At 49.4% G+C, this 20,825-nt stretch carries 23 protein-coding genes; 3 read left to right on the top strand and 20 right to left on the bottom strand.

From position 1 onward, the window contains the following. The first annotated feature begins 3 nt into the window (after positions 1 to 3). On the top strand, positions 4 to 510 hold the full coding sequence (locus ABGI61_RS09860) for a GspH/FimT family pseudopilin (RefSeq protein ID WP_347600560.1): 507 nt from the start codon (positions 4 to 6) through the stop codon (positions 508 to 510). Here the strand turns inward: ABGI61_RS09860 and ABGI61_RS09855 are convergent. The 5 genes from ABGI61_RS09855 to ABGI61_RS09835 are packed head-to-tail and all read right to left on the bottom strand — an operon-like array spanning position 507 to position 3,799. Next, on the bottom strand, positions 507 to 914 hold the full coding sequence (locus tag ABGI61_RS09855; RefSeq protein WP_347600557.1) for a type IV pilin protein: 408 nt from the start codon (positions 912 to 914) through the stop codon (positions 507 to 509). The genes ABGI61_RS09860 and ABGI61_RS09855 overlap by 4 nt on opposite strands. Beyond that, a complete protein-coding gene (locus tag ABGI61_RS09850; protein ID WP_347600554.1) occupies positions 911 to 1,987 on the bottom strand; it encodes a pilus assembly protein in 1,077 nt (358 codons plus the stop codon). The genes ABGI61_RS09855 and ABGI61_RS09850 overlap by 4 nt, the downstream gene beginning before the upstream one ends. Then, positions 1,974 to 2,357, bottom strand: a complete 384-nt coding sequence (locus ABGI61_RS09845) for a hypothetical protein (protein ID WP_347600551.1) — start codon at positions 2,355 to 2,357, stop codon at positions 1,974 to 1,976. Before ABGI61_RS09845 ends, ABGI61_RS09850 begins: the two co-directional genes overlap by 14 nt. Continuing rightward, positions 2,354 to 3,304 carry a PilW family protein gene (locus ABGI61_RS09840; RefSeq protein WP_347600548.1) on the bottom strand — a complete coding sequence of 317 codons (951 nt, stop codon included), beginning with the start codon at positions 3,302 to 3,304 and terminating at the stop codon, positions 2,354 to 2,356. Before ABGI61_RS09840 ends, ABGI61_RS09845 begins: the two co-directional genes overlap by 4 nt. A gap of 3 nt (positions 3,305 to 3,307) precedes the next feature. Next, the gene (locus ABGI61_RS09835) at positions 3,308 to 3,799 is read right to left on the bottom strand and encodes a type IV pilus modification PilV family protein (RefSeq protein ID WP_347600545.1); all 492 of its coding nucleotides are present in this window, start codon (positions 3,797 to 3,799) and stop codon (positions 3,308 to 3,310) included. Positions 3,800 to 3,990: 191 nt separating this feature from the next. Between ABGI61_RS09835 and ABGI61_RS09830 the strand changes: the two genes are divergently transcribed. Next, positions 3,991 to 4,491: a GspH/FimT family protein gene (locus tag ABGI61_RS09830; RefSeq protein WP_347600542.1), complete on the top strand. Its 501-nt coding sequence runs from the start codon at positions 3,991 to 3,993 to the stop codon at positions 4,489 to 4,491. Between the two features lie 57 nt (positions 4,492 to 4,548). On the opposite strand, the gene ABGI61_RS09825 is transcribed toward ABGI61_RS09830, so the two are convergent. From ABGI61_RS09825 to murJ, 14 genes are all read right to left on the bottom strand, one after another. Further along, positions 4,549 to 4,866 carry a TapY2 family type IVa secretion system protein gene (locus ABGI61_RS09825; RefSeq protein WP_347600539.1) on the bottom strand — a complete coding sequence of 106 codons (318 nt, stop codon included), beginning with the start codon at positions 4,864 to 4,866 and terminating at the stop codon, positions 4,549 to 4,551. A 1-nt stretch (position 4,867) separates the two neighbouring features. After that, positions 4,868 to 5,260 (bottom strand): type IV pilin protein, encoded by a 393-nt coding sequence (locus ABGI61_RS09820; protein WP_347600536.1) that lies wholly within the window; start codon positions 5,258 to 5,260, stop codon positions 4,868 to 4,870. A 12-nt stretch (positions 5,261 to 5,272) separates the two neighbouring features. Next, the gene (locus ABGI61_RS09815; RefSeq protein ID WP_347600533.1) at positions 5,273 to 8,752 is read right to left on the bottom strand and encodes a pilus assembly protein; all 3,480 of its coding nucleotides are present in this window, start codon (positions 8,750 to 8,752) and stop codon (positions 5,273 to 5,275) included. A gap of 11 nt (positions 8,753 to 8,763) precedes the next feature. Further along, positions 8,764 to 9,228, bottom strand: coding sequence for a pilus assembly PilX family protein (locus tag ABGI61_RS09810; RefSeq protein ID WP_347600530.1), 465 nt, complete (start codon positions 9,226 to 9,228; stop codon positions 8,764 to 8,766). Between the two features lie 20 nt (positions 9,229 to 9,248). Continuing rightward, the gene (locus ABGI61_RS09805; protein ID WP_347600527.1) at positions 9,249 to 10,190 is read right to left on the bottom strand and encodes a PilW family protein; all 942 of its coding nucleotides are present in this window, start codon (positions 10,188 to 10,190) and stop codon (positions 9,249 to 9,251) included. A 2-nt stretch (positions 10,191 to 10,192) separates the two neighbouring features. Next, positions 10,193 to 10,750 carry a type IV pilus modification protein PilV gene (gene pilV, locus ABGI61_RS09800; protein WP_347600524.1) on the bottom strand — a complete coding sequence of 186 codons (558 nt, stop codon included), beginning with the start codon at positions 10,748 to 10,750 and terminating at the stop codon, positions 10,193 to 10,195. A 137-nt stretch (positions 10,751 to 10,887) separates the two neighbouring features. Further along, positions 10,888 to 11,604 carry a LytR/AlgR family response regulator transcription factor gene (locus ABGI61_RS09795; protein ID WP_347600521.1) on the bottom strand — a complete coding sequence of 239 codons (717 nt, stop codon included), beginning with the start codon at positions 11,602 to 11,604 and terminating at the stop codon, positions 10,888 to 10,890. After that, on the bottom strand, positions 11,601 to 12,638 hold the full coding sequence (locus ABGI61_RS09790; protein ID WP_347600518.1) for a sensor histidine kinase: 1,038 nt from the start codon (positions 12,636 to 12,638) through the stop codon (positions 11,601 to 11,603). Before ABGI61_RS09790 ends, ABGI61_RS09795 begins: the two co-directional genes overlap by 4 nt. A gap of 84 nt (positions 12,639 to 12,722) precedes the next feature. Next, positions 12,723 to 13,652: a 4-hydroxy-3-methylbut-2-enyl diphosphate reductase gene (gene ispH, locus ABGI61_RS09785; RefSeq protein ID WP_347600515.1), complete on the bottom strand. Its 930-nt coding sequence runs from the start codon at positions 13,650 to 13,652 to the stop codon at positions 12,723 to 12,725. A 3-nt stretch (positions 13,653 to 13,655) separates the two neighbouring features. After that, positions 13,656 to 14,090, bottom strand: a complete 435-nt coding sequence (gene fkpB / locus ABGI61_RS09780; protein ID WP_347600512.1) for an FKBP-type peptidyl-prolyl cis-trans isomerase — start codon at positions 14,088 to 14,090, stop codon at positions 13,656 to 13,658. Next, positions 14,087 to 14,575 carry a signal peptidase II gene (lspA, locus tag ABGI61_RS09775; RefSeq protein WP_347600509.1) on the bottom strand — a complete coding sequence of 163 codons (489 nt, stop codon included), beginning with the start codon at positions 14,573 to 14,575 and terminating at the stop codon, positions 14,087 to 14,089. Before lspA ends, fkpB begins: the two co-directional genes overlap by 4 nt. Continuing rightward, the gene (gene ileS, locus ABGI61_RS09770; protein WP_347600506.1) at positions 14,575 to 17,403 is read right to left on the bottom strand and encodes an isoleucine--tRNA ligase; all 2,829 of its coding nucleotides are present in this window, start codon (positions 17,401 to 17,403) and stop codon (positions 14,575 to 14,577) included. The genes lspA and ileS overlap by 1 nt, the downstream gene beginning before the upstream one ends. Then, entirely contained in the window at positions 17,400 to 18,368 is a 969-nt protein-coding gene (gene ribF, locus ABGI61_RS09765) for a bifunctional riboflavin kinase/FAD synthetase (RefSeq protein WP_347600503.1), read from the bottom strand. Before ribF ends, ileS begins: the two co-directional genes overlap by 4 nt. 50 nt (positions 18,369 to 18,418) lie before the next feature. Beyond that, on the bottom strand, positions 18,419 to 19,993 hold the full coding sequence (gene murJ / locus ABGI61_RS09760; protein ID WP_347600500.1) for a murein biosynthesis integral membrane protein MurJ: 1,575 nt from the start codon (positions 19,991 to 19,993) through the stop codon (positions 18,419 to 18,421). 175 nt (positions 19,994 to 20,168) lie between these two features. On the opposite strand from murJ, the gene rpsT reads away from it, so the two are divergent. Continuing rightward, on the top strand, positions 20,169 to 20,438 hold the full coding sequence (gene rpsT / locus ABGI61_RS09755; protein ID WP_040551604.1) for a 30S ribosomal protein S20: 270 nt from the start codon (positions 20,169 to 20,171) through the stop codon (positions 20,436 to 20,438). Between the two features lie 61 nt (positions 20,439 to 20,499). Here the strand turns inward: rpsT and ABGI61_RS09750 are convergent, their stop codons facing one another. Beyond that, a complete protein-coding gene (locus tag ABGI61_RS09750; RefSeq protein WP_347600496.1) occupies positions 20,500 to 20,793 on the bottom strand; it encodes an ArsR/SmtB family transcription factor in 294 nt (97 codons plus the stop codon). Positions 20,794 to 20,825: the final 32 nt, after the last annotated feature.

The raw sequence follows: 20,825 nt of genomic DNA, 5'->3' as shown, positions 1-20,825 counted from the left end.
AGTATGACTTTTCCCGCCCGTACCGGCTTTAGCCTACCAGAGCTATTAATTAGCCTGGCAATTCTGATTATGTTCACGACTATGGCTGTGCCAGCCTTGGCCAGCTTTATTGACCGCCAGCGGGCTGCGGCCTATATCCGCCAGTTTAGTCAGCATTTAGCCTACGCCAGAGTGGCCGCCAGTAGCAGTAATTTGCCAGTACAGTTTTGCCCGATGCAGGATGGGGTATGTACCAAAGCCTGGCACAGTGCGCCCGTACAGCTTTTTGTTCAATATCCCTCTGATGGCAGTAGTAAGCTACTGAGAGAGCTACCTGCGGTACCGCAAGGACACCAATTAGTATACAACCGGGAGGCTATTAGTTTTCGCCGCGACGACAGCTTGAACGGCTTTGAAAATGGTACCTTTTATTACTGTGCTAAACCCACACAACAGTGGTATTACCGCCTTACGGTGAATCAGGCCGGGCGTGGCCGGCTGACCGAGGTTAGCCAAGCCTGTCCCTATTAATCCCAGCAGGACAGCGTCTGCGGTGACAACTGATTACGTTGCCCCAGATGGTTTAATGTAAACAAACTGCATGAGGTATCCGCTTGCTGTGGACCTTGCGTCAATGCACGTAACTCAAACGCCTGGTTTTGCTCCGTTAACAGCACCTCAAAGCTATAACGGCTAGAATAAGCCCCGCCTAACACAGCCAAATCTGCCGTGTAGCTACCATGATCTGCCAGATAATGCTCCTGATTATTCGCCAGCTGCAATAATGTGGTGGTTGCTTCAGTGCGGTAAGTTCGTAATACATATTGCTGATATGACGGATAGCATATCGCAGCCAAAATACCGATAATGGCGATTGTAATTAATAGCTCAATCAAACTAAACGCCTGTTGCGAGCCCGCTGTACACTGTTTCACTCATGCGCCCCCTCTTCATACTGAAAAGTGGCCAGCCGCTTAACTTTGGGGAAGCTATGTGCTGGCAGCGGCTTAACACAGCTGGCACAAGCAGCATCAACGGCTAACAACTCTGTCAGTACCAGTTGCTGCTGATGCTCATTGTGTAGCAGTACTTCAAGTTCGCCCTGCCCATTTTGCTGCAGTGCGAGTTCTGCAGCATCTGGCTGAATAACCTGCCACTGCCGCTTGGCATAAACCGCGCCGGCGTGATGTAAATGTAATGCATGTAATTGCGGCTGGGCGTCAGCACCTAAGCTGCAATCGGCATTAAGCTGTGACACTTCAGCCGAGGTAAAATACACCACTCCAGCGTAAACCACTGGCTTGGCACTGATACGGCGCTGCGTTTTCACATACCAGCCACCACTTTGTTGCAGTTGCAACCAGTTGGCATCGCTAATACCGGTTTGTAATTCTGCTGCGCTAAGCTCGCTGCGATCAACCAGCTTGCTGATATCCACAGGAGTTTCCTCCCCCTGACGGTGTTTTAGCATGATGAGTATATCTCCTGCATCTGCAGTACTGGCGATCAGTAACAACATGGTCTGGCGCTGCCCGGCAAAACCAGCATCGGCGGCTACACTCTGTACCAGTTGCACTGGCTGGTGAAACTGCGCCTGCAACTGAGTAAAGTCAGCCAGCAGCTGTGGCATGTTAAAACCCGTATTATTTAGCGGCAGATACCATACCAGGCCGTGCTCATCCACCGCATACAGGGCATCAGCGATGCCATCATAATCCTGATCCAGCACCGCAGGTTGTGCCCGAATACTGCCCACCTGACCGCTGTCTGTCGGCCAACTGCTTAGCTCAGCAATAAGCTGTTGGTTATCACTTTGTGTCAGACGGACCACACCGGGCGCCGCTGGTACATCAAGCTGCACATTATTGCTAATCAGAATTTCGCGCACTGGCATATTAGCCAGGGGTGACCACATCGTTGCAGGCAGAGGCTGCGACGGGTTTAAATCGCAAGCTGCAGCCAAAGGGCTCAGCAGCAAAAGCGCTAAGATGCTTTTATTGCTCATCATCAGATGCCCCATCAGCTAAGTTGGCTGTCAGCACGATACTGCGATAAGACGCATAAAATAGCCGGCTGTCGGAATAGGTTTCAGTATCAATTCGCGCTATCTGGCAGTTCAGTGCCGACGCCGACCAGGCAGCAAACTGTGCCGGACATTGTGCTAATGGGGTCATTGAGGGCTGATCGCCTGCATCGGCTATGGCGACTGCTTGCATGTGCTCTGCCAATGCAGTCTGCTCTGTTTGCAGCTGTTGTTGTCCGGCGTAAGCAGCTTTGTGGCTTAATTGGCTTACCAATAACATGGCGGATAACAATAAACTCATCACCAGCAGAAAAATCAGTACCATAATAAGCACCATGCCTGTTGTCCGTTTCATATGCCTCCCTGCAATAGCTGATTATGAAAAAATACGCTGCTGCTAAGCAACAATCGTCTGTAGCTATCGTTCGGCGCCTCAAACTGCTGTTGCCCCATTTGATAGACCTGGTTATTTATGTAGGCAGGATCTGGCCGGCGCGAGCGCAGCAAAATATGGTAGCGCATACTTATGATGCGGCTGTGTTGCTGCTGCCACAGATCTGCTGTTAGCTGTGCTGTTGGCAAAATATAGTCGAGCTCACCATCAGCATTGGTGTCTATACCGAATTCAAAATGCAGCCGCTCTACCCCATCTAAAATGGCATCTGTGCTGATTACTGCCTCGCCTGCCGCATTTCGGCTTAACCGCTTGCGCATCAGCACCGGCACAGACTCATCATTTACCAGTTGTTGCTGCAGATAGAACACCAGATGCTGGTAGGGCAGATAATCCAATGCTGCTTTCAGATCAGCACTGGCCGTATCGACAAAGCGGCTTTGCTGCCAGTTGGCTTCAAAATAAAAACGGTTTGGCCTGAACTGTGCCGGCGTCGTCGGCTGACCAATTAACCGCTTAAGCTGCAATATTTCGCTACCGGCTAGCGGCGAGGCAATACAATTTAAGGCGTAGCCAGCATAGAGGGTGACAAAAGGCTTGCCTGCAGCAGGAAAACTGCCACTGTCAAACACAGGGTCAATACAATCGCTGGAGGGTATTGCAGGCAATGTGGTACCGATCGCGGTTTCAGGTGAAGCACCACCGCCCCAAAAGCCTATATTGGCCAGCTCGCGCTGAAAAAGACTATTAATAAGCTGCGCATTTTGTTGCAGCTCGGCTAACTGTTGGGTTTGCCTCGCTGAGCGGTTTAAGCTACTAAACGCCGTCAGCGCCATACTTATTATGGTTAACGATAACGCCATCGCAATAAGCAATTCAGATAGGGTAAACCCCGGTACCGAGCGCATGGCTTAGCCCTCGCTGGCGGTTAATACAAGTTGTGCCCGCTGCGCTTCAGCGCCACAGCCAGATGCGTTACCTGCGTGCTGCGGTGCTCTTCGCTGCCAGGTCATGGTAAGCTGTACAGCCTGCTGCTGAGGTGTTACGCAAAGCGCTGCCTGATAAAGCTTGCCTGAAGTCGTCTGTTGTAAGCGGCTAAGTAGCTGATGCAGCTGTATTGATGTTATCTGTGTTTGAGTGCATGGCGTTGGTGGCACACAAGGCGGGAATTCAGGCAGCTCGATGTAGGGCGTCAGTTCATTGACAGCCGGTAATAAGGCGCTATTACCCGCCAGTTCATTTAATACCGATGTGCTAAAGGCAACGGCCTGGGTGCGCTGCAACGCGTCTTGCACCTGCTGCAGCGCCAGCGTTTGCCCTGCCAGCACACCCAATAAGCCCACTTTTAAAATAAGCAGGCTTATTAATACTTCAATTAAACTGAAACCAGATTGTAACCGCATATCCGTATGCCAAAAGTTAATAAAATTAACTTTAAAGTTACAACATTATTTCAATTGGTCAAATTAAAAGCGGAATTTTTCTAAGGAAATATGTATACCATTGTTTATATGAATTATTTTAAGTGTGAATCTGCTTCCTGCCTCTGCTACACTGCTGTTTGTGTTGTGGTAAATCAGAAAGAGAGTTGTAGATGCAGCGGATGTCAGGCTTTACCCTGTTAGAGTTGATGGTAGTAGTGGCTGTAGTGGCAATTTTGGCGGGCGTTGGCATACCAGCTATGAATAATTTTCTGGAAGACTCGCGCGCAGAGGCGAAACTTACGGAGGTATCACGGATGTTTGCCTTCGCTCGCTCTCACGCTGCTTCAACCCGGTCACCGGTAACTATTTGCCCATTAACCAATAACGCTTGTGGCAATAACTGGCAAGGTCAGATTAGTGTGTTTAATGACCCCAATAACAACCGTCAGCTGGATGCTAACGAAACCGTATTACGGGTTACCGAAGCTTCTGCAGCTAATGACACTGTCAATTTTGCCGTTGCAGGTGTGACTTTTTCCGCTAACGGCACTGCTAGCGAGAATGGCATGATGTCATATTGTCCGGCGGGTAAAGCCGATAAAGCAGCACAACTTACGCTACTGCAGTCTGGCCGCTCCAGAGTCAGCAAACAAGGCGTGAATTGCCCCTAAAAGTAAAATACCTATAAAAAATGCCGGCAAGCCGGCATTTTTTATTTTGTCGCGAAGTTACCGCAGGGTATTACGGTCGAGTTCGCGCGCTACAGCTTTACTAAATTCGCCATCGCGCTCAACACACTCAAAAACCTGAGTAATAGCAAGGCGGGTGCCTCGCTCAACAGCGACCTGCTCGTTACGCAGCATACGTTCAAGATTGGCATTCTGATTTTTCGGTTGTTGGCGATAGTCCCGAATTACCTGGCGTTTATCAGCTAATTCCAAATGACACTTATAAGCGTGCACCGAACCCGTTTTCTCTTTCACTTGCTGAGCACTTACTGGCAGGCACAATAGGCCGACACTTAACGCAATAATAACGTGTTTCATATTATCTCCAGCAGTTCTGGGCTGAGGCAGTTTTAGCGCCAGCCTGATCAATACTCATGGTGACGCAGGCGTCAGTAGCCTGCACCCCCTGCCCGGTTGCCGTCAACGTAAAGGTTCGCGCCGCAGCCGCTGACACCTGAATCTGATATAACGCATTTTCTGTCAGAGTGGTTACCGCCGGAAAGCCCAACTCGGTTAGGTCCGCTGCATAACGGCGGTTGTCGGCAAAAAACTGCTCCTGTAAATTGGCAATACGCACCAGCTCATTCATCGCTTCACTGCGATTACTACGCTGCACGTACTGGGTATAGCTTGGGTAAGCAATAGCCGCCAGAATGCCGATGATCGCCACCACGACCATCAGCTCAATTAAGGTAATACCGCGTTGGTTCATGCAACCACTCCGTTACAGATTTTCATCTATGACCTGATAGATACGTGTTGTACCACGGTCATCGTCGTCTACTTTAATAATTTTATCTTTTACAATGATATTGGTTGTCGGCGGTGCGGTACCACAATTATCACCTTGACATTCATCATCATTCTCATCTTCATCTTTTACGGGATCTGTCGTTGTAACAGTGGTAGGAGTATCTGGAATAATCTCTTCGAACTCTTCAATGTTGCGCACAAAATAACCCATATTCATATCAAAAGAATACAATCGACCCAAGCCACCGCTTAAGGAGCAGGTGTTTTCATCAACTTCAACCGTCGGAATATAACTGGTAAAAAATGCTACACCCGACAGCACTATTGCAGGCGATAATGACTTTTCTGCTGAAGCCAATTGATAATACCAGCCTTTGGTAGAGGACATATCTTTCGCCCGTTCTAGCATATTCTCGGGGGTTGCTGGCTTGGTGGTGTCTGTTATCTGTAACAAATCTGATATCACTATAGGCTCAGGCATATTATCAACTGTAAACAACTGGCTTACCGTATTCATATCTCGCAGCATAAACAGCATATCATTACTGCTTTCACTCAATGGATGTGGACGGCTACCACTACCAATGACTACCGCATCGAACGGCACATCAGCCTGAGTCGTCACTGTTGTAGTCTGACCATTAATAATGGTTGTATTTTCAATTACCTGACGCATATACACTGGCGCTACAGCGGGATCATTGAAGAAGCGCCTATCTCCAAGTTGAGTACCATCCGACAGCTCAGCAAACTTATGTAAAGTCCATTTACTAGTATCGGTACCAACTAAATCGGCGCGCCAGACATTACCACCTGTATCGGCAAAATACAGTCGGTCAGCGAATGCATCAAAATCTGAATCCAATGGTGCGACAGCTGCTGCGACACTGTGTTTAACACCTTCGTTGGGTCCGAACGCCTTTATCAAGGTACCGCTAGCAGCATCAACCAAAAACACGCCGCGGCCTTCATTATCCTCGCTTACCACGCCCAAGCTGTCTTTATTGGTACTAAAACCCGCACCAAAGGCAAGTACTGGCTTATCACCATTAACCTCTAAAAAGGTAATAACAGGTTTAGACCAGCTTTGCGCTAATTCGGAGAAACCCGATGTGCCGCTATCGATATGCCACATCAGTTTAGGGTCATCTGGATTAGTAATATCTAACGCGTAGTAAGACGAGCCGCCGCGGCGCAAACCAAAAAACAACCAGACTTTGTCGTCCGAGCCGATAATACCGTCATTATCCAGGTCACGGAAATACGCCACAGGCGTACCATCTACACCATAGACCTTAGGGTCACCATTTTGGTTACGCCGCAGTGCCGGGATGTTTTTCATCAGCTCCTGCGGCATAAAAGCCCAGCTTTCCGCCACAGTAGTGCCGCTATCTTTAAACATATGCATAAAGCCGTGGTTAGTACCGACTAGAATACGGATATCATTTTCACCATAGCTTAATACCAAAGGTTTAGAGTGCAGCGGGTCGCCCATCAGATCGCGACGTAAGTCTGTTTTACTGCCATCTCGATCGTCGTCATCAACGTCAATACCTCTGGCCCAGGCAATATCTTCTGCCAGTGCAGCATTATCTATGCCTAGTAAGTTCGCTAAAATTCCATTGGCGAAATTATCACTTTTAAGTTCTTTAATACTGCTGTCAATATTAACTAAAAAGCGACGACTGGCTTGCTTTTGCAGCTGCGCTAGTGCGCCGCCCTCTACAACTCTGTTGCCATCTGGTATACCACTGTTGTTCCAGAATGTTGTGACTGACTCTCCGATTGAGCCACTAGGTTCAATCGCTACTGCGCCTTTTTGGTCAACAACAGACTCGCCCTGAATTTTTAATTTTTTTAAATTGCCCGACCAACGAGTACCTGCTTCAGGTAAAAACATCGCATAATATACACTGTCTAAACTGCGGGTTCGGTCAAAGTTATTACTGGCAACAGAGGGTGAAGTGAAACTGCTATTCACCTTTAAGATTTCTAATAAACTGGCTTGCAAAGCAGTCGCTAATGCAGAAGCGCTTCTGGCGGCGAAATATTTACCGCCACCGTTATCAGCTGCCGCCTGCAGTAACTGACCGGCATTATCGACAGCCTGCTCACCAAAACCTATGGTATATAGCTTAGCGATTTGCTTACCTGGCAAGTCTGGATTTATATCATTATTTAGCATCCAATGTGACAGCACCGGCAAATAGTTTTTGCGGTTATTGCCCATATCAAACGGCTGCACATCAGGGTTTAATGCAGCAATCGCAGTGTCGGCATGGTTATCTACCGTCGGCTCGCCATCGGTAATCAAAATGGTATAAATAACATCAGAACACTTATCATAAGGGGAAATATATTTGGTACCGGATTCAATGGTCTTATCCCGGTCAGGCGTGTTGCCAATATAACCATAGGCCTTTGCATCACTATCTTTTTTACCATAAACCACGCTTTCACCAGCAAAATAGCGTTTAGTCTCCATCAAGCTTTCGCACAGCGGTGTGTTGGTTTCAGCGTCAATTTCCTGCAAGGTGCTCAGCAGTGCGGCCCGGTTGGCATCTGTCATTTTTTTGATACCACTGACAATACGACCACCGTCACGATCGCCTTCACTTGGTGCGTTAAGGTTAAATAACATCATGCCAAAATCGACACCTGGCGTTGCCGTTAGCAACTCATTAATGGTTTCTTTGGCGACTTCAAGACGGGTTTTAGATTCAGTTCCAACATCGCTCTCAGTAGCATGGTAATAATTGATGTAATTTGCGGTATACAAAGTAACGGGCTGGCCGCCCTGCAAGGCTGAGCTTTTGCTATTCGCCAGCTCCCAATCTGTAGTGTAGGCAACGTTTTCTAGATCATTTTTGGCATTGCCAGTGCCGTTTATTGGATAGCGGTCGTTGGGGATTTGTAAATATTTACTGCTATAAGTACCGTTACGGGGGTTTTTATTAACAATATCATCAAAGCAATCAACCGGATTGTTGGTATTCAGGCCCATTTCAGCTGGCAGAGGCTCCCATGAACCCGAGCTACCCTTAATTTGATACTCACGCAGGTATCCAGTGTAATAGCCTACGGTGCGCAGTTTCTCCCAGGCGGTTTCACAGCCTAAAATATCTTTATTAAAACGACGCGAATTGCTGTGCGAGGTTGGTACCAGTCCAGCTCCATCATCAACATTATCACCGCGGTTAAAATAAATAGCGGCATCACTAAACTCTTCATAGCCTTTAGTGTCATATGTGACGTTTGGGTTATAAGGCTTTTTTACCTCTTCAAGGGTTCGCATAGAACCTGAGTTATCGAAAATTATCATTACCTTGGCATTAGTGCCCTGACGATAACTCTGGCTACCCACATAAATTTCGATATCTTCACTACTTACTGGAGGACAGACACCCAGCGTTAGGGCTGCTGCAAACAGACTAAGGCTAAACTTTTTCATTGCACTCTCCATTAATCTATCACGCGCTGCGATGCTACTGATCGGACAGTAATTACTTGTCCAACTTCGCCATAGTTAGTATTGGTTACCACCCGGTTATAAGTACATTTTAGCCCGGTGTTACCACTATTATTCGTAAAAGACCGCAGGCAGGTTGTTGCTTCCGGAATTTCCGTGTAGGTCGAAATAACGCCGGCAGAGTTTGGCTGTGTGGTTTTCACAGGCAACGTCTGACCGATCGGCAAGCGCAAACTAAACTGGTTACGGCCGCCGATTTGAAACTCTTCACTACGGTAAGCCTCATCATGCGCACCTTTCGCTTCATTTATCGCCAGCTCAGCCTCCTGCGCCGATGACATCATTTTATTGTCTACGCCAGAGCTAACCAAAAGTGCAACGGCGACGCCGGTTATTGCAATTAACATGATCATGGCGACAATCAACACAAACCCTTGTTGTCGGTTACATCTATGCATTTCATTCACCTCGTAGAACGCTAATTTGCTATGTTAACTGTGGTTGAAAACAGCATTCGGCGAAAATTATCATTCGGCACAAAAGCTACGCCATCGCCGAGGTCATAACTGCTGTTGTTCACAAAATCATTATCTGGCCGGGTGGCACGGGCCAGCACAAAAATCCTTACCGCCATCACCTTGGTGTCGGCTTGCCATAAAGTTGCAGGCATAGCGTTTGCTGCCAGATAACTGTCAATCACTTGGTCATCATTCAAATCAACACCATAGTAAAACCGGATCCGCTCTATACCGTCCAACATCATAGTTTGCGTCATGGTTGGACCGCCATTGTTGCGCAGCTCCATTCTCGACAACACTGGCACAGCCTGTCCATCAAACTGCTCAGTGGTAACAAAATAGACATGGTGTAAGTAGGGCCAAATCTCGCCTTGGTTTAGCCCCGGCGCTGCCGCTGTACCAGGAAAAATGACGCCCTGGCTCATACTACTTTCCAGATAAAAGCGGTCTGCTTGTATACCTGCTGGCGCGATTGCTGGGCCAGCACCGCGTTTTATCTGAATAACATCGCTGTTTGCTATGGCGGCGACAACACAGCCCATTGCATTACCACCGGCGGCAAAGGTGCGGCCCCAAATGGCCGGGAAATTACCCAAACCGGCTTGTGGAAAGCTGCCGCCATTTAGGCCCCAGGTACAATCGCCTGCGAAAGGCGCCGGGGCAACCGTGTTAGCGTGAAACGTTGGCAACATGCCACGAAACCCGGCCTGCTGAATATCTGCGGTTAACAATGAAATAGCCATACGGCCATTTTGCTGCACTTCAGATAGCGCAACGGTTTCGGCAGTGGTGGTGCGCATAGCAATATAGGCAGCGGTAATACCGCCTAGCAGGAACACACCAATAGCCAGTGAAATCATAAGCTCTACCAGGGTTAAACCAGCTTGTCTTATATATCGCATTGTCATAATTCCTGTCGCCAGATAAAGGTGTTAATTACCACTTGTCGCCGCTCTGCGCTCTCATCACCGCAATCTAGCTCGCCAGTGCTGGCCGCAGCATCTTGTATGGCTTCGCGCCCCAGCCAGGACACGACTACAGTAAGGTCGCCCGTTGCGTTAAAACGCACACAACCGGTAGCACCAACAATGCCACCGGAATTGGCACCTGCGCGGGTCACATCAGTCCCCAACAAACGTTGATCCCATTCAAACCTATCATTTAGCGCGATTTGAGCTGCAGTGCAGTTAGCGCCAGCTAAATTACAACGTGGATTAGGCGCACCGATATTACCGGCACCGTAATCATTAGCATTGTAACTCTCGGCAACTGAGCTGTTAGCGCGAATGCGGTCAATAATATCGTTGGCCATCGCCAGTGCCTGCGCACGCTGGGTGGCATCAAAACTATTACGCTTGGCTACGGCTTGCATGGCAACAGTGCCAATCAGGCCAGTTGCCAAAATAAAGAAGGCAACTAACACTTCGATAAACGAGAAACCGGACTGATGTCGTCTCAACATAGTAAATCTTCCTGCTACAACAGCTGTGGGTTAACTTTTTTCATCGCTTTAACATAAATGACTGACAGCAGAAAGCAATCGACAACCTGACAAACGGCGATTGTTGCCGATAAGCGGTTAGCGCGGCGGGTAAACCGCTAATCAAGCTGCAGCGTGGCTTTCAATTTGGGGTAAGCGCGGCGACTAATTTCCAGTGGGGTATTGATGCCATCTAGTTCTATCACGTGACGCCCGTCAGACAGGGTTTTCAGTGCGCTAAAATGTTGTTTATTAATTAAGATGCCACGGTGAATACGCAGCAAATACTGCGGGTATTTTTGCTCCAGTTGCACCAGGCTGTCTTCCAGCAGCGCTTCACCCTGCAAAAATACCATCCGTACATACTTACTGTCGGCAGCAAAATAACGCACAGCACTGAGGGCAATTTGCCGAATTGTGGTACCAAGCTGATAGCTAATCAACGGTTCGGTGGCCTGCCCCCTTTCCAAATGCGCTTTAGTGGCCAGGCCAAGCCGAGCCAGTGCCTGACCCAGCCGCTCAGCTGACACTGGTTTGAGTAAGTAATCGGTCGGGCTAACCTGATAGGCATCCAGTGCATGTTGCGGATGCGCGGTAACAAAGATGATTGCCGGTGGCAGTGGCCGCTGCATCAACTGCTGCGCCAGCTGCAAGCCGTTGCCGCCCGCCATCTCGATATCCAGCAGCAGCACGTCGGGCTCGTCTTTTTCATAGCAGGCCAATGCTTCTGCCACCGTTTGCGCCTCAGCCACACACCGATATTGCGGAAACTGGGCCAATAAACGCTTTAACCGCGAGCGGGCCAGAGGCTCATCGTCAACAATTAATACTTTCATTCCCTAGTCTCGCTCTGCTGTTTTGGCAGCACCAATTTAACCCTGAATTGCCTTGCTTTTTCGTTGCAGCTTAGGCTGGCATCGGTACCAAAAAAAAGCCGCAGCCGCTGCGCAATGTTTGCCAGTGCAACACCGTTATGGTTACTACGGTCACGCCTGTCACCCACGGGATTAGTAATTAGCAATGTGACGGTCGTTTTGCTTTGCACCAGCTCAATGCTTACGATGCCGCCTTGCACACAACCTTCGATACCATGGCGTATGGCATTTTCTAACAGTGGCTGGATAGTCAGGGCTGGCATGTTAAGTTCTGGCAGCGGCTCAGGCAACTGCCATTGCACGTTGAGCCGCGCGCCCAAACGCCACTGTTCTAAAGACAGATACTGGCGGGCAAGCGTCAATTCCTGACTAAGCGAAATGGTATCTCCCGCATGCATCGCCGCGCGAAACACAGCAGCCAAATCGAGAATAGCTTGCTCGGCGGCGTTGGCATCCTGCTGAGTCAACTCAGCAACGGTATTTAAACTATTAAATAAAAAATGCGGCTGGATGCGGGCTTGCAGCGCTAATAACTCAGCACGCGACTGGGCGATAATGCCTTGCTGCCGCTGAATATGCAGCATAAAAAACTGTATCGCCATCAAGCCAATAATGCTGGCGAGCAGAATATTTTGCAGTAAGAAGTGTTCAAGTGCTAACGGACTTAACCACAAACTGCGCGCCAACAAGGCATACGACACCAGACTGACACAGGCTGTAATAATTAATAAAATCGCCATGATAGCTACCCCTAACCGCAGTGCCGGCAAGCGGTTTAAAGACGGGCGTAGTACGCAAAGCACTGCACTGGTCATCAGGGTGACCCATTGCACAAACAAGGAAATAAAACCGAGCCGCAACCAGGGATCGCTAAGCGCGCCTGGTGCAAACGCCAGTATGATGGCAACTGCCTGCGCCAATACTATAGCGCGAAGAATAACCGGCCCGCGACAAAAGGCCGGTAGTAATAAAGTGCTGTCTATCGATTGCGCCATAGCACGGTCTGACGAGATAAGGTAAGTAGACTATACCTTATTGTATCGCTGCGGTGCTATTACCTTAGCATTACAGTAACTTTGTTAACGCAGCTCAGCGGGTATAGCAAACACCACGTTTTCTTCGCGGCCCGGGTTTTCAGTCACGGTTTTACCGCCCCACTGTTGCAGCTGCTTCACAACTTGCTGCACCAGCACTTCAGGCGCAGAGGCACCGGCTGTTACGCCCACTTTTGCTACGCCATTTAACCAGCTTTGCTGAATATCGTTGGCAGTATCAATTAAATAGGCGGTGCAACCCATTTTGTCGGCCAGTTCACGTAAGCGGTTAGAGTTACTGCTGTTTTTCGCCCCTACCACCAGCAACAAGTCGGCCTTGGCGGCTAAATCCCGTACCGCATCCTGCCGGTTTTGTGTGGCATAACAAATGTCATCCTTGCGGGGCCCTTCAATATCCGGGAAACGGGCGCGTAGCGCATCTATCACCTCGGCGGTATCATCAACCGATAAGGTAGTCTGGCTGCTAAAACAAAGCTGCTGCGGGTTTTTTACATGCAGGGTAGCTACATCTTCAGCCGATTCCACCAAATAAATACCACCTTCCGGGTTATCGTACTGGCCCATAGTGCCTTCCACTTCAGGGTGGCCAGCGTGGCCAATCAGAATACACTCAATGCCTTTACGGCTGGCGCGGGTGACTTCCATATGGACTTTGGTCACCAGCGGGCAAGTGGCATCAAACACTTTTAAGCCGCGCTGACGGGCATTTTCCCGTACCGCCTGTGATACACCATGGGCGCTAAAAATCACGATATTGCCATCGGGTACTTCGTTTAGCTCATCGACAAACACCGCTCCACGCCGGCGCAGGCCGTCAACGACAAACTTGTTATGCACCACTTCGTGTCGCACATAAATCGGCGGCTCATACAACTCCAGTGCACGCTCAACAATGCTGATGGCGCGGTCTACGCCAGCACAAAAGCCGCGCGGGTTGGCGAGTAAAATATCCATAGCTTAGTTTACCTGTACTATTTCGACACTGAAGGTCAGAGTTTGGCCAGCCAGCGGATGGTTAAAATCAATGGTTACCGACTCTCCCACTACTTCACGCACCAACCCCGGCATTTCAGAGCCATCCGGCATAGTAAAGCCGATAATCATGCCCGCTTTTGCCGGTGCATCAGCCGAAAATTTACTGCGATCAACATAATAAATGTTATCCGGATTAGGCATACCGTAGGCATCTTCCGGTGCCAGGGTGAAGGTTTTCTTATCACCGGCTGTCAACCCCAACAGCTGCGCTTCAAACGCCGCAGAAATACTGCCATCACCCATTTGCAGCTTAGCGGGTTTGTTATGCACACGGGTACTTTCGGCGGCACTGCCATCTGATAACTTAATATCGAAGTGAAAAATAACGCTGCTGTTACTGCCTATCGCTGTACTCACTTTTTCGCCTCTTCGCTGCTAAAACTGTCCCAGATTAATAAGGCTGCACCAATACAAATGGCTGAGTCGGCAATATTAAATGCCGGGTAATGCCAGTTCTGATAATACAGGTGCAGAAAATCAATGACGTAACCATAGACACTGCGGTCAATCAGATTGCCAATGGCGCCGGCCAATACCAGGCTTAACGCTAGGTTTAACTTGCGCTGGTTTTTATCATTGCGTGACAGCCACACCGCCAGCACTGCACTTATTACCACAGCGATGATTGTAAAAAACCAGCGCTGCCAACCGCCGGCATCGCTTAAGAACGAAAATGCCGCACCATAGTTACGCACATAGGTCAGGTTAAAAAATGGCAGCAAGTCGATAGAGTCGAACAGCTGCATATTGGCAATGACTACCTGTTTGCTGATTTGATCAACCAGCAACACCAGCACAACTAACCACCACAGGTGCCAGCCTGTTTGTTTAAATAACTGCATTATGCAAACGCCCGTTGTTCGCCGTCACCTTCGACGTTAGATACGCAGCGCAAACACAGATCAGCATGTTCTGCATTGGCGCCGACGTCATGACGGTGATGCCAGCAGCGGCCACATTTGGCTGCGGTTGATGCTTGCACCTGTACGCTTAGACCAGCCAGTTCGGTCACTACGGCATCGGCTGGTGCCTTGTCAGTACTTACCTGCGCTGTAGAAGTAATCAACACAAAGCGCAGCTCATCGCCCAGCTTGGCTAAATCGGCCGCCAAAGCCGCTGAGGCATATAAGGTTACTTCTGCCTGCAACGAGGCGCCGATTTTCTCTTCGCGCCGTGCCGCTTCCAGCACCTTGTTTACTTCATCACGCACCTGCAACAGTTGCTGCCAGTAAGCATCATCAAACTTGCCAGCTGTTAAGCCGGCAAAACCGCTATACCAGACATCGGTAAAGACAAACTCTTGCGTTTGCCCCGGCAACTCCTGCCAGATTTCCTGCGCGGTAAAGCTCATAACAGGTGCCATCCAGCGCACCATGGCTTGGGCAATATGATACAGCGCCGTCTGACAAGAGCGACGCGCCACACTGTTAGTATGGGCGGTGTACTGGCGGTCTTTAATCACGTCCAGATAGAAGCTGCCCAGCTCAACCGTACAGAAGTTCATCAGCTTCTGGCTTACCAGGTGGAACTGATAGTTATCGTATGCTTCGATAATCTCCTGTTGTAATTTTGCCGCCCGGTTAACAACCCATAAATCCAACTCAACCATTTGTTCAAACGGCACCAGATCAGTGGCCGGTGTAAAACCGTTTAAGTTGGCTAACAGGAAACGCGCGGTGTTGCGAATACGACGGTATTTATCAGCTGCGCGGTTTAGAATTTCATCCGATACCGTCATCTCTGAGGTGTAGTCAGTTGTGGCCACCCACAGGCGCAGAATATCCGCGCCCAGTTTGTTCATCACATCCTGCGGCGACACCACATTGCCCAAAGATTTAGACATCTTGCGTCCATCAGCATCGACGGTAAAGCCGTGCGTTAATACCTGCTTGTAAGGTGCTTTGTGCTTGATGCTAACGCCGGTCATTAAAGACGACATAAACCAGCCGCGGTGCTGATCTGAGCCTTCCAGGTACAAATCGGCCTGATCGGCGCCGCCAAACTCTGGCCGCACATCCACCACACAGGCGTGGGTTACACCGGAGTCAAACCATACATCCAGCGTATCGGTTACTTTCACGTATTGCGCTGCATCATCACCCAGCAGGCTTTGTGCATCTAAATCAAACCAGGCCTGAATACCGTTTTGCTCCACCAGTTTGGCAACCTGCTCTATCAACTTTGCCGTGTGAGGATGCAAGGCGCCGGTATCTTTATCAACAAACAATGCTATCGGCACACCCCAGGTGCGCTGACGCGAGATACACCAGTCCGGCCGGCCTTCAACCATTTTTTCAATGCGTTGCTGACCCCAATCCGGGATCCAGCGAGTTTGCTCAATTTGCGCAAGTGAAGTAACGCGCAGGCCCTGCTGCTCCATACTGATAAACCACTGCGGCGTAGCGCGGAAGATAATTGGTGTTTTATGCCGCCAGCAATGCGGGTAGCTGTGTTTATAGGCTTTATGCACCAGCAGCGCGCCAGCCTCTTTTAATGCTTCTACCACGCTGTCGTTAGCTTTAAACACATGCTGGCCGGCAAACAGCGGCGTATCCGGCAGATAGACACCGTTGGCGCCCACCGGGTTAGCCACTTCCAGATTGTAGTGTTTACCTACCACAAAGTCTTCCTGACCGTGGCCCGGTGCAGTATGTACACAACCGGTACCGGAATCGGTGGTAACGTGCTCACCCAAAATCACCGGCACGGTAAAATCGTACAATGGGTGTTGCAGCTGAGCCAACTCAAGCGAGGCACCTTTGGCAAAGCCCAATGCATGGTAATGCTCAATACCGGCGCGAGCCATCACGTCTTTAACTAAGTCAGTGGCAATAATTAAGCGTTCTGCGCCCAGTGGTCCCTGCTCAACCTGTACCAGGCTGTAATCTAATTTGGCATTAACCGCTACCGCGCGGTTGGCAGGTATAGTCCAGGGCGTAGTGGTCCAGATCACGACCGATACTTTACCGCTGCCGCGCTTACCTTCAGGGTGATCAAAACGGTCAACCACCGCTTCATCGACCACTGCAAAACGCACGTCAATGGCCGGTGATACTTTATCCTGATATTCCACTTCGGCTTCTGCCAGCGCCGAGCCGCAGTCGGTACACCAGTGCACCGGTTTAAAACCCTGCTGCAAATGGCCATTGTCGATAATACGGCCCAGTGAACGGATAATATTGGCTTCAAAGCTGTAGTCCATGGTGCGGTAGGGGTTTTGCCAGTCACCCAGTACACCTAAACGGATAAAATCGGTCCGCTGCGCATCAATCTGCGTTTGCGCGTATTCACGGCATTTCTGCCGGAATTCTGCCGCCGTTAACTTAGTACCTGGTTTACCGTATTTTTTCTCGACCACCAACTCAATCGGCAGGCCATGGCAGTCCCAGCCCGGCACATAGGGCGCATCAAAATCATCCAGCGTTTTCGCTTTAACAATAATGTCTTTGAGGATTTTATTAACTGCATGCCCGATATGAATATTGCCGTTAGCATAAGGGGGGCCATCATGCAGGATAAAGGTCTTTTTACCTTTCTTCGCTGCACGAATTTTGCCGTACAAATCTGCCTCGGTCCACTTTGCCAGCATTTGCGGCTCACGCTGCGCCAGGTTGGCGCGCATCGCAAAAGCCGTTTCCGGCAAATTCAGGGTATGCTTATAGTCGCTCATCCGTTCTGTTCCGTCTTATCAGTAATGGCAGACGCCGTAGCATGCTGCCCAAAAAAGGCTTTTGCCGCCTGCACATCTGCGGCAATTTGCTGTTGTAATTTTTGCAGTGAATCAAAGCGTTGCTCACTGCGTAACTTGTGCTGCAGCACCACTTCAATCTGGCTACCGTACAAGTCAGCTCTAAAATCAAATAAATGCGCTTCCAGTTGCTGACGCTGCCCTTGCACCGTCGGCCGGTTGCCGATATTAGCAACCCCCTGATATTGGCCAAATACCGTATTGGCGGTGATGGCATAAACGCCACCGACCGGCAACTTGCGCCGGTACAAAAATACATTGGCGGTAGGGAAGCCTAAATCTCGCCCGAGCTTGCGACCGTGCCGTACACGACCTGTTAAAGCAAAAGGCCGACCCAGCATATCTGCAGCCAGCTTCAAATTATCTTCAGCTAACGCCCGGCGTATCAGCGTGCTGCTGATACGCTGCTCGCCGAGCACCAAACTGGAGGTGCTGTACAAACCAAACTGATAACGCTCGGCTGCTAACGCTAATAACTCAAAGCTGCCACTGCGATTTCTGCCAAAGCGAAAATCGTCGCCGACAATCAGTTGCTCTACCCCAAGCTGCTTTAACAACAGTTGTTCAATAAACTGCTCCGGCGCTTGCGCAGCAAAGTCTGGCGTAAAATGCACACAAATCAGCCTGTCTATACCCACGCTGGCTAAAGCGCGATACTTTTCCCGAAACCGGGTTAAGCGCGCGGGCGCTGCATCGCCAGCAAACAGCTCCAGTGGCTGCGGTTCAAACACCATTACACAGGCCGGCAGTTGCCGTTGCCGGGCAATGGCAACCACCTTGGCTAACACTGCCTGATGCCCCAGATGCACCCCGTCAAAATTGCCAATGGTAAGCACACAACCGCGGTGGCGTGGCAAAATATTGTGTAAGCCGCGAATTAACTCCATGCCTGCCGTATCTGACCTGTGATTAGAAACCGCGCATTATAACCAGTTAATCATTTGCTTTCAGCAACAGAATTGGCTTTAAAATGGGCCAAACGTACCCCAAACAGCCACAGCAGTGCAAAATAACCTAACACGGCTAACAGACACAGCAGGCTCAGGCGCCACACTTGCTCACTAAAAGCCAACTGCACCCAAGCCTCGAGGCCGGGTGTTTGCCAGTACAGCAGCGCCGCCATTAGCACACTGGCCAGCAGCAGCTTGGTTAAAAATATCAGGCTGCTTTTACTCAGCTGATACACCCCGGCCAGCTTTAACCCCCGGTACAATAAATAAGCATTTAAACTGGCAGACAGTGCTGTGGCCAGTGCCAGGCCGACATAGCTCAAAAACGGTGCCAGCATCAGGTTAAACACCATATTGGCCACCATGGCAATAATGCCAATACGCACTGGCGTTTTAATATCCTGTCGTGCGTAAAAACCCGGTGCCAGCACTTTTATCAGCATGTAGCTTAGCAACCCTGTGCTATACGCTACCAGGCTATAAGACACCATCAGCACGTCCTGCTGGGTAAACTCGCCGCGCATAAACAGCAGGGCAATAATAGGTTTGGCCAGCACTATCAAGCCTGCCATTGCAGGTATACCAAATAGCGCGACAAAGCGTAGCGACCAGTCCAGTGTCTGGCTAAAACGCAGGCTATTTTCATTGGCATGGTGGCGTGACAAATTGGGCAGAATCACCGTGGCAATCGCAATGCCAAACAAGCCGAGTGGAAATTCAATTAAGCGGTCAGAGTAATACAGCCAACTGACTGCGCCAGTGAGCAAAAAAGAGGCAATCACGGTATCGAGCAATAAGTTAATCTGGCTGACCGACACGCCAAACAACGCTGGCAGCATCAGTTTGCGGATCTTGGTAACGTTTTCATCGCGCCAACCCCATTTAGGCCATACCAGTAAGCCGGCCTTGGCTAAAAACGGCAACTGAAACAGCAATTGCACCGCACCGCCGATAAACACGCCCCACGCCAGGGCCAATGCCGGCTCCTGCAATGTTGGCGCCATCCATACGGCGCAGGCAATAATAGCAATATTTAAAAATACTGGCGTAAAGGCCGCCACGGCAAAACGGTTATAGGTATTAAGCACCGCACCCGATAGCGCCACCAGGCTGATAAACCATAAATAAGGAAAGGTAATTTTCAGCATCAGGCTGGCCAGCTCAAATTTTTGCGCCTCCGGGCCATCGTTTAACCACTCAACAAACCAGCCCATACCAAACAACATGGCCACCAGTGGTGAGGCGATTACACCAAACAACGTAACCAAGGTTACCACCACACCCAGACTGCCGGTGACTTTGGCCAGCAACACACGCACAGCATCATCACCATGTTTGGCTTTTACTTCCGCCAGCACCGGCACAAAAGCTTGCGAAAACGCGCCCTCAGCAAACAGGCGGCGCAAAAAATTAGGAATGCGGTTAGCAAAAAAGAACACATCGGCGGCGGCACCTGCGCCAACAAAATTAGCCACTACCACATCACGCACTAACCCAAGCACGCGCGAAATCAACGTCATAAAGCTGACAATCAGGCCTGATTTTAATAACTTTGCTGACACTTAAGGGTCCTTCTATTGTGAGGTAACTATTTTGCCCCTTTAATGGCGCAGATTACCAGTAGGCAGCCAGATTAAAATCTGTGACTTTACCGTTAAAGCATTTGACAACGGGCCATTAAATAGGCATATTATGCGGCCTTTGATGGGTCCGGTTTAGTTTTTTAGGAGTGTTACCTTGGCTAACATTAAGTCTGCTAAGAAGCGCGCAATTCAATCAGAAAAACGTCGTCAGCAAAATGCTTCACAACGTTCTATGATGCGTACTTTCATTAAGAAAACCTACGCAGCGGTATTAACTGCTGACGTAACTGCTTCAACTGAAGCATTCAAGAAAATGGTGCCTGTTCTGGATCGTATGGCCGCTAAAGGCTTAATCCACAAGAACAAAGCAGCACGTCATAAAGCTCGTTTAAATGCCCACGTTAAGGCATTAAGTGCTGCTTAAGACACAGTTCCAACAAAAAAGCCGGCTTATGCCGGCTTTTTTGTTGCGTTTGTTCTGTGCTTTAACTGCAATACAGTTTGTGTAATAACGCAATTAAGGCTTCAGCTTCTTTGCTATTCAAACTGTAATATACCGTTTGTGCTGCTTTACGTGTCTTCACCAACTTATGCCTACGCAGCAAGGCCAGATGCTGTGACAACGCCGACTGGCTTAACTCCAGCTTTTGGTTCATTTCGCCGACAGAAAGCTCGCCTTCGAGCAAATGACACAAAATCAACAATCTGCGCTCATTTGACACCGCTTTTAACAGCTTCACCGCTTTGGCGGAGTTTTTCAGCATATCTGATAAATTCATTTCATCTAACTCTGAATGTCTGGATGGCTCAA

Source organism: Rheinheimera fenheensis, from assembly GCF_039871805.1.
Taxonomy (GTDB): domain Bacteria; phylum Pseudomonadota; class Gammaproteobacteria; order Enterobacterales; family Alteromonadaceae; genus Alishewanella; species Alishewanella fenheensis.
The sequence above is the reverse complement of the archived record's forward strand: the minus strand, read 5'-3'. Positions and strand labels throughout refer to the sequence as shown.

Coding starts and splice junctions, on each gene's coding strand:
- ABGI61_RS09860 (WP_347600560.1), top strand. CDS start 4: ATGACTTTTCCCGCCCGTACCGGCTTTAGCCTACCAGAGCTATTAATT.
- ABGI61_RS09850 (WP_347600554.1), bottom strand. CDS start 1,987: ATGATGAGCAATAAAAGCATCTTAGCGCTTTTGCTGCTGAGCCCTTTG.
- ABGI61_RS09845 (WP_347600551.1), bottom strand. CDS start 2,357: ATGAAACGGACAACAGGCATGGTGCTTATTATGGTACTGATTTTTCTG.
- ABGI61_RS09840 (WP_347600548.1), bottom strand. CDS start 3,304: ATGCGCTCGGTACCGGGGTTTACCCTATCTGAATTGCTTATTGCGATG.
- ABGI61_RS09835 (WP_347600545.1), bottom strand. CDS start 3,799: ATGCGGTTACAATCTGGTTTCAGTTTAATTGAAGTATTAATAAGCCTG.
- ABGI61_RS09830 (WP_347600542.1), top strand. CDS start 3,991: ATGCAGCGGATGTCAGGCTTTACCCTGTTAGAGTTGATGGTAGTAGTG.
- ABGI61_RS09825 (WP_347600539.1), bottom strand. CDS start 4,866: ATGAAACACGTTATTATTGCGTTAAGTGTCGGCCTATTGTGCCTGCCA.
- ABGI61_RS09820 (WP_347600536.1), bottom strand. CDS start 5,260: ATGAACCAACGCGGTATTACCTTAATTGAGCTGATGGTCGTGGTGGCG.
- ABGI61_RS09815 (WP_347600533.1), bottom strand. CDS start 8,752: ATGAAAAAGTTTAGCCTTAGTCTGTTTGCAGCAGCCCTAACGCTGGGT.
- ABGI61_RS09810 (WP_347600530.1), bottom strand. CDS start 9,228: ATGCATAGATGTAACCGACAACAAGGGTTTGTGTTGATTGTCGCCATG.
- ABGI61_RS09805 (WP_347600527.1), bottom strand. CDS start 10,190: ATGCGATATATAAGACAAGCTGGTTTAACCCTGGTAGAGCTTATGATT.
- pilV (WP_347600524.1), bottom strand. CDS start 10,750: ATGTTGAGACGACATCAGTCCGGTTTCTCGTTTATCGAAGTGTTAGTT.
- ABGI61_RS09795 (WP_347600521.1), bottom strand. CDS start 11,604: ATGAAAGTATTAATTGTTGACGATGAGCCTCTGGCCCGCTCGCGGTTA.
- ABGI61_RS09790 (WP_347600518.1), bottom strand. CDS start 12,638: ATGGCGCAATCGATAGACAGCACTTTATTACTACCGGCCTTTTGTCGC.
- ispH (WP_347600515.1), bottom strand. CDS start 13,652: ATGGATATTTTACTCGCCAACCCGCGCGGCTTTTGTGCTGGCGTAGAC.
- lspA (WP_347600509.1), bottom strand. CDS start 14,575: ATGCAGTTATTTAAACAAACAGGCTGGCACCTGTGGTGGTTAGTTGTG.
- ileS (WP_347600506.1), bottom strand. CDS start 17,403: ATGAGCGACTATAAGCATACCCTGAATTTGCCGGAAACGGCTTTTGCG.
- ribF (WP_347600503.1), bottom strand. CDS start 18,368: ATGGAGTTAATTCGCGGCTTACACAATATTTTGCCACGCCACCGCGGT.
- ABGI61_RS09750 (WP_347600496.1), bottom strand. CDS start 20,793: ATGAATTTATCAGATATGCTGAAAAACTCCGCCAAAGCGGTGAAGCTG.